Raw genomic sequence first — 14,219 nt, 5'->3', positions numbered from 1 at the left:
AAGTCTAATTCAAGAAATCCGAGATTGCCCTTGCAATTTGTTCGGGGCTCTCCTCTTGAAGAAAATGACCGCAATCCTTAATCTCCATCATTTCATGTTCATGAACATTATGGGACAGAAAATTATCCAGAATGTCATAATTAGCGGATGATGCAATTCCCATTGTTGGATTTTTAATTTTAGAAGAGCTTTTATGTTCTACAATATCTTGACCAAAGGTTTGGTACCAGGCATTGGCCGCTCTTATATTTTCATTATGGTTATAGTGTTGAAGATAGACGGAGCGGTCAAAATCACTGATGCCCTTTTTATTGATGAGTAACTTATCAAACAGATGGTCTAACAACAACCCAAAACGTCCTTCCAGTAGCTGAGCAGGGAGGTCATTCAACTGATTAAAAGCCACCCACCAAGGGTACACGGGAGTTCCAACGGGCAACATGGGAAGCCGATACATATTTTCATCAGGGGGAGGTGTATCCAGAAGAATCAGTTTATCAATGTTTTCCGGATGATTGACGGCAAACGAATAGGCCACATTGGCTCCAATGTCATGTCCTGCCATATGCACCCTATCATATCCTAAAGCAGCTACTAATTCCACGATATCATCGGCCATGTTCTTCTTGGAATATCCTCCCTCAGGTTTGTCACTATCGCCCATCCCACGCAGGTCGACCGCAATTACAGTATACTTTTCGGCCAATAAAGGCATTATTTTATGGTATGACCACCAGGTCTGGGGCCAACCTGGTAAGAGTAGTAAGGGTTCTCCGCTTCCTCCCATGACATAGTGGATGTGTATGCCATTGACCTTTTGCAAGTGACTGGAAAAACCTGACAGTTGTTTTATAAGACTCTCTGTTGTGTATGGATTCATATTGATATGGTTTTATTCCTTTAATCCGATGGCTCCCTTAAAGGAGGTCCAAGCAAAATTTCTACTATCGTTCTTGGCGACATCCCCGGATTCGACGGCATAGATTGCAGTCTCAATGATGGAGCCGAACAAATTAAAAATCCAAGGGATGGTCAGTTCCGTGTTGATGCGTTCAGCCTTTTGAAGTTCTTTGATAAGGTTCAACCAATTTGATTTGACATCATCGGATTCAAATTCCTTTTTTCTTTCCAAATCGGAGAAGTTACTGCGTTCGTATATTCTTTTAACGAATGCATAACTGGCCCCTTGCTCAATAGCCGCAAAAAGCATGTTCCTTATTTTTTTAATCGGGTCCGAATCACTTTCATAGGCTAATGTCATAGCCTTGTTACAACTGACCAACATCTCGTTTTTGCAGGATTCGATCAAATCCTCACGATTTTCAAAATAGCGATGCAGTGTTCTACGGGAAACCCCAGCTTCTTCAGCAACCTTTTCCAAAGTATCCGACGGGTTGTTCCTAAAACACTTCACTGCGGCAGCTATAATTTTAGTTCGAGTGTTTATCATGACCCAAATTTATGAAATATGTCTCAAATATGTGACATTTCATTAAATTTATTAATAGTTTGATGTATCCCACTACTGAAAACACCTTTCGGTAATTTAAACGCCATTTACTAGGTTCTAAGAGATTGATGCAGGGAAGAATAGCAGAATGCCATACTAAAAAGAAGGTGCTTTTAAGAACAGTTGTTACAAAAACCGGAAATCACAAGATTATGAACTTTGGCAACATAGCCTTCAGGTAGCGGGACGGCCAAATCCCTTTCCAAACACTCGACCTTACCGCATTGCAAACATCTGAAGTGAATATGATTATGGGAGTGTACTTTCTTTTTCTCTCCACAATTGTGGCAAATTGCAAAATATTGTTTTCCATCATCCCCAATGATCTTGTGCACTTTTCCATCCTCACAGAACCTATTTAGTACTCTGTAAATGGTGGCCCTGTCTATATCGGAACCAATATTTTCCTGTATCATATCGTGGCTCAGTGCATTTCCCGACGATTTGAGAACTTCAAAAATCTCCGCTGTTGAGTGTGTATTTCTACGCTTCATATTTTTATTGCGACTATGTTGCAATATTACAAAAACAATACTACATTTGAAAAATTAATATTGCGACTATGTTGCAATAATGTTTGATGGATGGGAAGTAAATCCATTAGGCTCACTAAATAAAATTAAGATGACGAATACGAACAATTTTGATACAATTATAGTTGGTGGGAGCTATGCAGGTCTTTCAGCTGCAATGGCTTTGGGACGTTCCTTGCGCCATGTTCTACTAATTGACAGCGGTATGCCTTGCAATGAACGCACACCACATTCACACAACTTTTTAACACAGGACGGAAAAACACCAAAAGAGATTTCAATGCTTGCCAAGCATCAAGTTGAAAAATATGGTACAGTTAAATTTTATAATGGGATTGCCAGTAGTGGGAGGAAAAGTGAAGATGGCTTTGAAATCACAACAAACGCAGGAGATAAATTCAATGCCAAAAAATTGATTTTTGCAACAGGGATAAAAGACATGATACCGGACATACCAGGATTTGCAGCATGTTGGGGTATTTCTATTATCCATTGCCCTTATTGCCATGGTTATGAATACCGCAACCAAAACACGGCCATTATTGCAAACGGGGCAAAAGCATTCCACCTTGCTTCATTGGTCAAAAATCTAACAGACAACATTACGATTTTGACCACGGAAGGGGCTGACTTTAATTCAGAACAACTTGATAAACTAAACACGCACGGTATAAAAATCATAGAAACGAAAATTTCCGAATTTGAACACAAAAATGGACACCTACGAAATATAGTTTTTGACGACACCACTAAAATATCTTTTGATGCTGCATATGCTGCAGTTCCTTTTAAACAACATTCAGATATGCCGGTTTCCCTTGGTTGTGAACTTACCGAACAAGGCTATATAAAAGTTGATGATTTCCAAAAAACGACCATACCAAGTATCTATGCCTGCGGTGATAATTCAAATATGATGCGTTCCATTGCCAATGCCGTTTATAGTGGTAATGTAACTGGAGCAGTAGTGAATAGGGAGCTAACAAGTGAACAATTTTAATCCAATGACCCAATGATCGAGGTATTTATAACTGATATTCCAAACAAAACTCAGGCAGATAGGGTTTCAAGTAGAATCCTATTAGAAAATACTGATTTAAAAGTCAACTTTGACTTTAATGAGACAGAGGTAGCATTTCCTTGTGGACATACAATTTTAAGAATGGAAGATGTAGTCAATTCCGATGAAATTATAGCAATCGTAAAGGAATCAGGTTTTAAATGTGAAGTTTTGGAAGACAAAATTTGCAAATAATCTAAGGGTAACTATGACAGAATTTTGGGAATCAAGCTTTCGGGACAAGCAAGAAATGTGGGGATGGAAACCTGCGGATTCAGCTATTGAAACGTTGGAATTATTTAAGAAAAACGGTTTGAATAAAATCTTGGTACCGGGGTTTGGTTACGGAAGAAATGCCAAGGTTTTTATTGACAATGGATTCGAGGTAATTGGAATTGAGATTTCCGAAACAGCAATTGCAATGGCAAACGAGCATTTGGGAGAACATATAAAAATCCATCATGGACCTACCAGTTCAATGCCGTTTGATCAAGAAGTGTATGATGGAATATTCAGCTATTCTTTGATTCATTTATTGATCCCCAAAGAACGAACCAAGTTGATAAAGGATTGCTATAAACAACTGAGGCCTGGGGGCTATATGGTTTTTGTATCCATCTCGAAAAAGGATTTTAGATATGGTGAAGGGGTAGAAATAGGCAAAGACACATTCAAAAAGGATTATGGTGTTACCCTATTTTTTTATGATTCAGAATCAATTCGATTGGATTTTGGCAATTATGGCCTGGTAGAGGCCAAGGAAATCAGGGAACCCATAAGGAATTTGGGAGACCACCCCTCACAACGGTATTGGTATATTATCTGCAAAAAGTGAACGCAAAAAAGATTCGGGACGGATTATGGCCGAAGTCACGGAATCCGATCTTTTTACGGAACAAGTGCTAAAATCCTCAGGGCTCGACTATACTATCTTGTACCATCAGCCTTTTACTGATCTTTTATCGTTTTACTATGGTCCCAATCCTTTTGAAACTGGAATAAACCTTCCGGCAAACAGTGGAAATATGGTACCAGCGACAAGGGATGAATTGACAGAAGCCCACGCCGAAATACTTTCGACACCTAGACATGAAAATAAAACCTATTCATTAGGTGATTTCATGCCATTTCGTTTTCCGACATAGCAAAAATCCTATCGGAAATCAATGGACAACAAGTTCCATTTACCACTATTTATGCCCAGAAATATATTGATGGGATGGTTGCCAAAAGCGTTGCCCGTCACGTGGCCGAATTTATAAAAGGTTGGGTATTGGCTATCGAAGGAGGTGAATTCGAACATCAATCAGGTGACTTGGAGCGGTTATTGGGTAGAAAAACAAAAACTTTCAGAAAACTCATGGAACCAACCCTAGTCTAGATCTGTACAATAGGCATGTAAGCATTACAAAAAAATGTTCTTATACATTAATTTTCTATTTTTGAAGCTAACAGTTTTATGGAATGGGAAAAACTTTGGATAATGTATATAAACACCAGTCACTGGTCTACAAGTATTTCCTTTATGTAGTATCGGTAGCACTCATTGTTTTTTTCTTTCCAAAAGGAGGCAAGTTTAAGTATGAGTTTCAAAAAGGGAAACCTTGGCAATATGAAAACCTCTATGCCCCAATAGATTTTTCCATACAAAAGACCCAAAAGGAAATACAGGAGGAGCAGTCTTCCATTAGAGCCAACAAAACAGATTATTATACCTACAATGCGTCCTTGATTTCTGATGTAAAGCAAGAAGTACGGGAAGGATTAAATGCACTTCTTCAATCGGGAAACTACACCTCTTCGGAAAGACAATCCTTGAGGAACGCTTCTGAAGAAGTTATTGATGAAGTGTACCTCCGTGGAATTTTTCAAAACCTGCCGCAATCAAAATCCACGGTTGTGGTCAAGAATAATGAAGCACAGCCCATTTCTCCAAGTGATTACTTGAGCCTTGAACAGGCCAAAAAGAAGGTAACCGAGCTTTTTTCGGATGTGGGGATAGACGGGGCAGAACGTGTACAGTCTTTACTAAAAAGTAGTCTCAAGGCCAATCTTTTTTACGATGACACACTTACGGAAAGTGCCTTAAATGAAGAACTTTCTAAAATATCCTACACACGGGGAGAGGTTGATCAGGGTCAATTGATTATTTCCAAAGGTGAGATTGTAGAGAATGATGACTTTAAAATCCTTAACTCCCTTAAGGATGAATATGAATCCGATCTGTGGATGGGCAGCAATTACTATTTCATTTTATTGGGGTATACCATTTTGGTGGCTTTGGTGCTCATTATGTTGTTTTTGTTTTTGAAACGATACAGGAACGAGATCTTTCAGAACAATAACAAGGTAACATTCATTTTCTTCAACATCTTATTGATGGTTGTCGCCACAACCTTGATGGTAAAGCATTATGAGGATTTTATTTATATGGTTCCGTTGTGCATTCTACCATTGATCTTAAAAAACTTTTTTGATGCTAGATTGGGACTTTTTGTACACGTATTAACAGTACTTATCCTTGGTTTTATAGTACCCAATAGTTTTGAGTATATCTTTTTGCAGATAATTACGGGTATAGTTACCATATTAACGGCCTCTGAGCTTTATAAGAGGGCGAACCTGTTTATCTCGGTAGGTCAGATAACGTTGATATATATTGTTGGCTATTTCGCTTTCCATGCGATACATGAAGGTAATATGGACAACATTGAATGGATATTATTCGGTGTGTTTGTTCTAAATGGGTTGCTGACGCTTTTTGCACAACCATTGATATACATGTTCGAAAAAATTTTTGGACTTGTATCCGATGTGTCCTTGTTGGAACTTTCCGATACAAACTCCAAATTGCTCAAAGAACTTTCGGACAAGGCACCCGGAACCTTTCATCATTCCTTGCAAGTTGCCAACCTAGCGGAGGCAGCTGCCAACGAAATTGGGGCAAATGCAATGCTGGTAAGGGTAGGTGCGCTTTATCATGATATTGGTAAAATGGAACGACCTACTTACTTTACGGAGAATCAAATCACCAATGTTAATCCACATGATGACCTTCCTCCAAAGGAAAGTGCCAAGATCATTATTGACCACGTGATCAATGGAATAGAGATTGCCAGAAAAAATAAGCTTCCCGACAGAGTGATAGATTTTATCAGAACCCACCATGGAACAACATTAGTCTACTATTTCTACAAAAAACAGCAAGAGTTGGAACAAGATGTAGATAGGAGTGATTTTGAGTATCCGGGTCCCATACCTTTTTCGAAGGAAACAGCAATATTAATGATGTCCGATGCCGTTGAGGCAGCATCAAAAAGTTTGAAGAATCCTACATTTACTATCATTGATGAGTTTGTGGAGAAAATCGTGAAAGGTCAAATGCAGGCCAATCAATACTTGAACGCGAATATTACGTTAAAAGAGATTGAAATGGTGAAGAAAGTACTCAAGCAAAAGCTTACAAATATTTATCATTTGCGCGTGGAATATCCTGAATAGCAGGTGCATTACAAAAGTTCCATTAAAAAAGTGAAAAAATAGTTGCGATCTTACATCTGAAAAGGTACATTTGCATCCGCATTTTCAGAGTGCACGTTCATAGAACATAATAGGAGAGGTGCCGGAGTGGTAACGGAGCAGATTGCTAATCTGTCAGCGCGTAAGTGCTGCCTGGGTTCGAGTCCCAGTCTCTCCGCTTTTCTATTTTAATAGATCGGGGTGTAGCGTAGCCCGGTTATCGCGCCTGCTTTGGGAGCAGGAGGTCGCAGGTTCGAATCCTGCCACCCCGACTTAACTTATTTAAGTAAAATCAAAACACTGTTAATCTTATGATTTTCAGTGTTTTGTGTTTTTAGACATATCGTTTGAATTCATTTAAAACCATCTAAAATCATATCAAGCGTGTTCCCATCGGGAGCAAACACTTACACTTCTTGTTGTACCTTTAAATGACTTTTAGAACCATTTTTCTTGTGTTTTGACTTTCACAGTATTCACACTCTAAAAGGTTACAACATGCAGAAAAACAATCGTTTAACAATCAATTTCTTTACAAGAAAGCACAAGGTGCAATCCGAGAACCGGATTGTCTATTGTAGGATCACCATTGACGGTGAGCGCACCGATTTTAGCATAAATCGGGAAATCAAAACCAATTTATGGGACAATAGCCGTAAAAGGGGCAAGGGATTTTCCAGTTATGTCATTTCCCTTAACAAGTATCTTGACCAAATATATACAGGCTTACATGAGGCCCATAGGCTATTGATGGCAGAAGATAAGGTAATTACTCCATTGGCTATAAAAGCAAGATTCTTTGGGGAAGATGAGGGAGGCAAAACATTGAAACAATTAATTGCCTACCATAATGGAACCATGCATACTTCATTGCGCCCCGGAACCAGAAAGAACTACCATATTACCGAACGGTGCATAAACCTCTTTTTAAAAGAGGAATATGGGGTAGAGGACATAAAGCTCAAAAAATTGAATTACCGTTTTATGTCCGACTTTGAACAGTATCTAAGAAAGTACAGGCCATCTACACGAACCAAGTGTACCAATAACGGGGCCATGAAGCACATGGAACGGCTTAAGAAAATGTCAAGATTAGCGGTAAGGATGGAATGGCTTTCAAAGGATCCCTTTGAGAACTATAAACTGCACTTTGTCAAAGCACAAAGAGAACATTTGACGAAAAGGGAACTTGGACTCATAGAAGAAACCAGTTTTACAAAACAAGGCGTAGAAAAGACGAAGGATGTATTCCTGTTCTCCTGTTATACAGGCCTATCCTATATTGATGTAAAAACACTTAGTCCCGACAATCTTATCAAAGGTATAGACGGCAATGATTGGTTGTTTACCACAAGGACGAAGACCGATGAAAGACTCAAAATACCATTGCTGCCTCAGGCAAGGGATATCATCAAGAAATATGAAGGATCTTCTGAAAGGAAAATCAACAATATCCTTTTACCCGTTTTCAGTAACCAGAAGGTAAACTTCTATCTAAAGGAAATCAGTAAAGCCTGTGGAATCCGAAAAAGGGTCACATTCCACACAGCAAGGCACACTTTTGCAACAACGGTAACCCTTTCGAATGGAGTCCCAATAGAAACAGTCTCAAAACTTTTAGGCCATACCAAACTGTCCACTACCCAGATCTATGCAAGGGTACTGGAACATAAGATAGGGGAGGACATGCAAAACCTTATAGAACATATGCAGATCAAAAAAGCAGCCGAAGGATGATTAGGTAGTATTCATTCGGTCCCGCTTGCGGGACGAAGGAATAGCAAGAGGGTGATGCGCAAATTGCGCCATCACGGTTGTTTTCGGGTTTTCAACTTGTTGAAAACCAGTTAGTTGAACACTTCTTGAAATACTGCACATAATCAGGCCTTACAGTAGACTTTTTCGAAATCTACAGTAAACCCTTTGGGAAGCCCTATAAACACTGGAAATTTTTGACGAAAAAATTGACGCAATTTGACGAAAAAACAAAATCGCACCTATGGAAAAGCAATCAACAAATGGCAGAACAAAGAAAGGAACCAGTGGTTATTCCAACATCACAGTAAAGAAAGAAACGGCCATACGTTTTCGCAGTTATTCCAAAAAGTTCGGCAAATCGCATAGTGAGGTATTGGATGGAATGATACAATACTTCAAGGAGAACAACCTTGATCCTATTGGGGAAGGAACAAAGATCATCCTTGACAGTATCGAAAAATTGGAGCGTCAGGTGATGAAAAAAATCGATAGGCTCATTGCCATTATCAAGAACATAGAAAAGACCAGTATCCGGCCGACCTATGAAATGATGCTGATACTTTACGAGGCCTATGTAAAAGATGGGAGGAAACCTAAACGTGAACCTGTCCAGATACAGGAAGAGCGAATGGATTTTTTGGAGCCAAAAAATACCGTTCCGAAAGTGGAACATGATAGGCTTTTACATGAATACAATGAATATAAAAAGCGTTGCAATGAAATCCTAGATAATGTGGAGAAGGTGGAACGCATGATGGGAAAGCCCTATTTGAAAATCCATATGGGCATCGGAGATTTCGAAAGCCTGAAATATCAATTAAGATAACGCATATGTACCTTACCATCTCAGCACAGAAAATGGGCAGTACCTATAACTCCAGTGTAGGGAACTATGTGGACTATCTGGAAAAGGAAAATGAGGACAGATTGCCCGAGCAAAGGGAAGAGTTCTTTGACCAAGAGAACGACAGTGTAAGCCCTCAAACGGTCATCGATGAAATAGATGCCAATACTGCCAAGTTAAGACAAAAAGACCCAAAATTCTATTCCATAGTGGTCAGTCCCAGCCAAAGGGAACTGAAGGCCATCGGCAATGACCCAAATATGCTAAGGGAATACACAAGGAAACTCATGGAGGACTATGCCAAGAGTTTCCATCGCAACCAAGAGGTCAAGGCCGAGAACCTGAAATATTACGCCAAGATAGAGCATGAACGCACCTATCGGGGATTTGACAAACAGGTTCAGGAGAATGCGCCGTATCGTGGAGAAATAGCAAGGCTCAGGAACGAGGTACGGAAAGTGGTACGGGGCGAATCCATTGGGAATGTCAAAGAGCTTGAAAAAAGAATCGTAGAGCAAGAAAGATTGGCCCCACACAAACAGAATGGACAATTGGTGGCCGCAGGGATGCAAAAAGAGGGGCCACAGACCCATATCCATATCATAGTCAGCAGAAGGGACGTAACGAACACCTATACGCTTTCCCCAATGGCCAAGCACAAGGCATCCGAAGTGGAACTGAACGGAAAGATGGTCAAAAGAGGGTTTGATAGGGACAGTTTTTACCAAGCGGCAGAAAAGACCTTTGACAGGACAACAGGGTTCAAGAGGAACTATGTGGAATCCTATGTAGGGCGAAAGGCCCATGCCAAAGAACCGGGGAAGTTCTTTGCCAAGGTCATGGGACTGCCCACCAAGGAAAAGGATGTGGCCTTTAAGCTTCTTAAGACCATGGGGGTGAAAGCTCCCAGTATCCCAACCAATAAAGTGCGGATGGCGGCCAAGATCATCAAAGCTCTTGGAAGGGGTGTCGATAAGGCCAGGAGCACAGGTGAGGATATGGGATATTGAAATCCAACAAGTAGGTTGCGCCCTATCGTGTTTTTGCATTACGCTTATCTACCGGAACACTACAAAAACCCGATAGGATCCATGCGCAAAAGTTTGGGTAAGGGATTTGGGGTGATACTATTCTACTTTTAAACAGTTCGGTTTTAAGGGGAGGAGGTCAAAGATAAATTAGCAACTATTGATCTTAGAATTGATTATTTACAAGGTGCAAAAGCATTTTGATTAGTTGTAGATAATCTAGTACATTTGGGCAATAGACCAATGGTAACAAGTATGCAGGCTTTCCAGGAAGGTCAATTGGTTGCTGAAGGAAAAGTCGTTTACAATTTCATTAAAAGTAAATCCTAAAAATTAAAAAACCAAGTCGCTATTAATTATACACGTTGTAGTGAGTAGTTTTTACTTTAACTTTTCTAGTAATAGTTCGGCAACTGGTTCTGAAGATGCAGGATTTTGTCCGGTTATTAACAAACCATCTTCGACCGCATAAGGACTCCAGTCTGCTTTTTTAGTGTAAATTCCACCATTACTCTTTAACATTTCTTCAACCAAAAATGGAACAACAGAAGTTAGTTGAACAGCTTCTTCTTCTCCGTTTGTAAATCCAGTTACTTTTTTCCCATTAACCAAAGATGTCCCATCCGTATTTTTTGTGTTTTTAAAAATTGCAGGAGCGTGACAAACAGCAGCAACAGGTTTATTGTTGTTATAAAAATCTTCTATTAAGGCAATTGAGTTTTCATCTTCAGCTAAATCCCATACAACACCGTGTCCACCAGGATAAAATACTGCGTCATAATCTGCTTGATTTACAGTTTCCAATTTTATTGTTTTAGATAAGATTTCTTGAGTTTCTTTATCATCATTAAATCTTATGGTTGCTGGAGTTTGGAAATCTGGTTCATTACTTTTTGGGTCAATTGGAGGTTGTCCTCCTTTTGGAGATGCCAAAGTAATTTCAATTCCTTTATCTTTTAATAAGTAATAAGGTGCTGCAAATTCTTCAATCCAAAAACCAGTTTTCAATCCAGTATCTCCTAAATCTTCATGATTAGTTAATACAAATAATACTTTTTTCATTTTTTTGCTTTTTTTTGTGTTAATACTTAATTATTTTTCATTAGAATTAGTTTCTTTTGTGTTTTTACCACAAGAGGAAAATAAAGCTAAAGCGATTATAATTGTTGTTATTCTTTTGATTAGAAACAAAATTACTGTCAAATTAAGTACTGAAAATTGATGTATGGTAATAAAATCAATTATGAGATATTTCTTTTCTAATTCTACTTAAGCTTTCGGTAGTAATTCCTAGATAAGAAGCGATATGGTAATTTTTTACAGCCTGTTCAATATTTGGGTAAGTGCTAATAAAAGAAACGTATCTTTCTTTAGCTGATTGGGCTAAACTTGCTAATATTCTTTTTTGAAAGCTAGCAAAAGCTCTTTCCATTTTTTTTCTGAAAAAAGTTTCTAATTGTGGAATCTCTACAAATAAATCTTCCATACTTTTTTTGGAAATTTCATATAAAGTTGCATCCTGAATAGTTTCAATATACATAATCGCTTTGGATGCTGTGAAGAAAGCCGTATAATCGCTTATCCACCAATCATTAATGGCGAATTGCAAAGTATGTTCTTTACCAGATTTGTCAATAAAGTAAGTTCTTAAACATCCATTGTAAACATAATATTGACTGTTCACTTTATCATCTGCTTTTAATAGTGTAGTCCCTTTTTTTAACTTGAGTTTTTTAAGTTTACTTTCAATAAGATTCATTTCTTTTTTTGAAAAAGAAATGCCTTTAAAAATTTCTAATATTATTGAATTTTCGATGTTCATTTAAATTACTCGCAACGGTCTCGTTTATCGCCATTTGACGGAGTAAGAGACGCGGATTTGTCGGCTTAGTATTGGTTTGTTGGTAAAGTTAATTATTTTCTTACAAACGGAGCCGTCTACTCGATTATGAGCTTTTTTACATTCTTCATTGTCACTGGAAAATTGTCCATGCTTAAGTCTTTTATCTCCATTCCAAGACCCCTTATTTAGTTTTACATTTGTAGTGTAACAAAAATAAGTCAAAATGAAATTTAAAAGTTTAATCAAATTAAGTAGCCTAGTTCTCATTCTAGGGATAACAATTCAAGCATTTTCTCAATCTAAAAAAAGTAAAATTATGGACAACACAAAAAATGAAAACATCGGATTATTAGTAATCATGAAAGCGAAAGAAGGTAAGGAGCAAGAAGTGAAAGAGTTTCTTCTAGGTGGTTTATCATTGGTAAATGCAGAACCAAAAACTGAATCTTGGTTTGCATTTCAAATAGATGAACAAACTTTCGGAATTTATGACACATTTGAAGCTGAAAAAGGCAGACAGGCACACTTAAAAGGAGAAGTGGCAAAAGCCTTATTGGCCAATGCTGGAGTTCTTTTAGAAGGTTTTGATCCTAGCAGAGACATTAAGGCTGTTGATGTTCAAGCAAGTAATCATAAAGTGGGTAATCAGAATAACGGATTGTTGGTGATCATGAAAGCCAAAGAAGGAAAGACATCTGCAGTGGAGGATTTCTTACAAGCGGGCAAGTCATTGGTAAGTTCTGAGCCTGCAACTTTATCTTGGTATGCTTTTAAAATCAATGAAGAAACCTATGCTATTTTCGATACGTTTGCAGATGACGCTGGCAGAGAAGCTCATTTGACAGGGAAAGTAGCAGCAGCGTTGATGGAGAATGCGCCTGTAATTTTGGAAGGCTTTGATGCTTCAGCAATTCAAAAAATTAACATTCTAGCTTCAAAATAAATATTTGATTTAAGAAAGGAGTACTTTTGGCATTCCTTTTTTTTTAAATTTGAATGAGCTAAAAAATAAATTTAGTATGGCCCAAATAATTATAGACAAACAAAACGGGGAACTTGCGTTTAGATTAGAAGAGTTGAACGACCTAAGCCAGTTTGATCATTTACAAAGAAGAAATTATTATTCTATCGTTTTGTTATGTGGAATTAGCTACGAACTAAGCGTTGATTTTCAAAGTTTTGAATTGCAAGGAAATCAAATGATTTGTTTGGCTCCGTATCAACCTTTCATGATACGTTCTGAAGAAAAGTGTCAGGGTTATTTATTGAATTTTCATCCCGATTTTTTTTGTACATATAGACATCAAAACGAAATAGAGACCGAGGGATTCCTTTTTAATAATTTCCATGGATTACCCTATTTTACTGTAAACGAGCAAAGCCTATTTCTTAATTTGATTGATCAAATTTCGAAAGAGATGGACAAAGACTCAATCGCTCAGCATGAAGTTCTTGTGGCATTTTTAAAAGTGTTTTTAATTGAAGCGGTCAGACAAAAGAAACAATTTGATCAACAATTAACTCCCAGATCGTCAGATTCAAAAACAGAAATTTTACAAAATTTAGTCGATGCAATTGAAAGTAATTATTGCAAACTCCATTCTCCCCAAGAATACGCAGATGAACTATGTGTAAGTCCTAAAACTTTAGCCGGTATCGTCAAGAAATATCTCAATCAAACGACTTCATCTTTAATTTCAAATAGGATCATTATTGAGGCGAAACGAGAACTTTATCTAACTTCTAAACCAGTGAAACAAATTGCTGCTTTTTTAGGTTATGACGATGAATTCTATTTCAGTCGTTTTTTTAAAAAGAAGGTAGGAGTATCGCCTGATATTTATCGTAAGACAGTTGGTTTTGCTAAACTAGAGTCAAATTAATTGCTCATAACGTTCTCGGCTATGATTTCGGGCGGAATGTTCACTGCGTGAAATTCCACAACGAAATCAAACCTTGGCTTGAAGTTAAGGATTTCCGTTCAAGGAAATCCTGCCACAATGAATTATAGCCATCTTAAGTTTGATTCTGATTAAATTATAGTCATAAATCAGAAAGAACAAAAGAGAGGAACAAGGTCAATATAGCCATGGGAAGTTTCGATTCCGTCAACATTGATGACCC

General features: G+C 38.0%; 16 protein-coding genes and 2 tRNA genes. 12 read left to right on the top strand and 6 right to left on the bottom strand.

Annotated elements, in window-relative coordinates:
• Positions 1-4: 4 nt before the first annotated feature.
• The 3 genes from GUA46_RS15925 to GUA46_RS15915 all read right to left on the bottom strand — a co-directional run bounded on the left by GUA46_RS15925 (position 5) and on the right by GUA46_RS15915 (position 2,004).
• On the bottom strand, positions 5-880 hold the full coding sequence (locus GUA46_RS15925; RefSeq protein WP_176621312.1) for an alpha/beta fold hydrolase: 876 nt from the start codon (positions 878-880) through the stop codon (positions 5-7).
• A 12-nt stretch (positions 881-892) separates the two neighbouring features.
• The gene (locus GUA46_RS15920; RefSeq protein ID WP_176621311.1) at positions 893-1,450 is read right to left on the bottom strand and encodes a TetR/AcrR family transcriptional regulator; all 558 of its coding nucleotides are present in this window, start codon (positions 1,448-1,450) and stop codon (positions 893-895) included.
• Between the two features lie 173 nt (positions 1,451-1,623).
• Entirely contained in the window at positions 1,624-2,004 is a 381-nt protein-coding gene (locus tag GUA46_RS15915; protein ID WP_176621310.1) for a Fur family transcriptional regulator, read from the bottom strand.
• 130 nt (positions 2,005-2,134) lie between these two features.
• Here GUA46_RS15915 and GUA46_RS15910 point away from each other — a divergent pair, with 130 nt between their 5' ends.
• The 4 genes from GUA46_RS15910 to GUA46_RS15895 are packed head-to-tail and all read left to right on the top strand — an operon-like array spanning position 2,135 to position 4,248.
• Entirely contained in the window at positions 2,135-3,043 is a 909-nt protein-coding gene (locus GUA46_RS15910) for an NAD(P)/FAD-dependent oxidoreductase (RefSeq protein ID WP_176621345.1), read from the top strand.
• A 12-nt stretch (positions 3,044-3,055) separates the two neighbouring features.
• Entirely contained in the window at positions 3,056-3,298 is a 243-nt protein-coding gene (locus GUA46_RS15905) for a hypothetical protein (RefSeq protein ID WP_176621309.1), read from the top strand.
• 13 nt (positions 3,299-3,311) lie between these two features.
• Positions 3,312-3,938 carry a class I SAM-dependent methyltransferase gene (locus tag GUA46_RS15900; RefSeq protein ID WP_176621308.1) on the top strand — a complete coding sequence of 209 codons (627 nt, stop codon included), beginning with the start codon at positions 3,312-3,314 and terminating at the stop codon, positions 3,936-3,938.
• Positions 3,939-3,963: 25 nt separating this feature from the next.
• A complete protein-coding gene (locus GUA46_RS15895; protein ID WP_176621307.1) occupies positions 3,964-4,248 on the top strand; it encodes a Rossmann-fold NAD(P)-binding domain-containing protein in 285 nt (94 codons plus the stop codon).
• A gap of 8 nt (positions 4,249-4,256) precedes the next feature.
• Here the strand turns inward: GUA46_RS15895 and GUA46_RS15890 are convergent, their stop codons facing one another.
• Complete coding sequence (locus GUA46_RS15890) at positions 4,257-4,406, bottom strand: hypothetical protein (protein WP_176621306.1); 150 nt, start codon at positions 4,404-4,406, stop codon at positions 4,257-4,259.
• 161 nt (positions 4,407-4,567) lie between these two features.
• Between GUA46_RS15890 and GUA46_RS15885 the strand changes: the two genes are divergently transcribed.
• From GUA46_RS15885 to mobB, 6 genes are all read left to right on the top strand, one after another.
• Complete coding sequence (locus GUA46_RS15885) at positions 4,568-6,604, top strand: HD family phosphohydrolase (RefSeq protein ID WP_176621305.1); 2,037 nt, start codon at positions 4,568-4,570, stop codon at positions 6,602-6,604.
• Positions 6,605-6,716: 112 nt separating this feature from the next.
• A tRNA-Ser gene (locus tag GUA46_RS15880) sits at positions 6,717-6,800 on the top strand.
• Positions 6,801-6,819: 19 nt separating this feature from the next.
• Positions 6,820-6,894 (top strand) — tRNA-Pro (locus GUA46_RS15875).
• Between the two features lie 226 nt (positions 6,895-7,120).
• The gene (locus GUA46_RS15870; RefSeq protein ID WP_176621304.1) at positions 7,121-8,359 is read left to right on the top strand and encodes a site-specific integrase; all 1,239 of its coding nucleotides are present in this window, start codon (positions 7,121-7,123) and stop codon (positions 8,357-8,359) included.
• A gap of 262 nt (positions 8,360-8,621) precedes the next feature.
• Positions 8,622-9,206 carry a BfmA/BtgA family mobilization protein gene (locus GUA46_RS15865; RefSeq protein ID WP_176621303.1) on the top strand — a complete coding sequence of 195 codons (585 nt, stop codon included), beginning with the start codon at positions 8,622-8,624 and terminating at the stop codon, positions 9,204-9,206.
• 5 nt (positions 9,207-9,211) lie between these two features.
• A complete protein-coding gene (mobB, locus tag GUA46_RS15860; protein ID WP_176621302.1) occupies positions 9,212-10,234 on the top strand; it encodes a MobB family relaxase in 1,023 nt (340 codons plus the stop codon).
• A 399-nt stretch (positions 10,235-10,633) separates the two neighbouring features.
• On the opposite strand, the gene GUA46_RS15855 is transcribed toward mobB, so the two are convergent.
• Both GUA46_RS15855 and GUA46_RS15850 read right to left on the bottom strand, forming a co-directional pair.
• Positions 10,634-11,314: a type 1 glutamine amidotransferase domain-containing protein gene (locus GUA46_RS15855; RefSeq protein WP_176621301.1), complete on the bottom strand. Its 681-nt coding sequence runs from the start codon at positions 11,312-11,314 to the stop codon at positions 10,634-10,636.
• 175 nt (positions 11,315-11,489) lie between these two features.
• Positions 11,490-12,074, bottom strand: coding sequence for a Crp/Fnr family transcriptional regulator (locus GUA46_RS15850; protein WP_176621300.1), 585 nt, complete (start codon positions 12,072-12,074; stop codon positions 11,490-11,492).
• Between the two features lie 244 nt (positions 12,075-12,318).
• Between GUA46_RS15850 and GUA46_RS16860 the strand changes: the two genes are divergently transcribed.
• Positions 12,319-13,038, top strand: coding sequence for a putative quinol monooxygenase (locus GUA46_RS16860; protein ID WP_176621299.1), 720 nt, complete (start codon positions 12,319-12,321; stop codon positions 13,036-13,038).
• A gap of 76 nt (positions 13,039-13,114) precedes the next feature.
• Positions 13,115-13,978 carry a helix-turn-helix domain-containing protein gene (locus tag GUA46_RS15840; protein ID WP_176621298.1) on the top strand — a complete coding sequence of 288 codons (864 nt, stop codon included), beginning with the start codon at positions 13,115-13,117 and terminating at the stop codon, positions 13,976-13,978.
• The last annotated feature ends 241 nt before the right edge of the window (positions 13,979-14,219 follow it).

The sequence above is a fragment of the Flagellimonas chongwuensis genome, assembly GCF_013376415.1.
GTDB lineage: Bacteria > Bacteroidota > Bacteroidia > Flavobacteriales > Flavobacteriaceae > Flagellimonas > Flagellimonas chongwuensis.
This window is presented reverse-complemented; position numbering and strand designations above follow the sequence as displayed.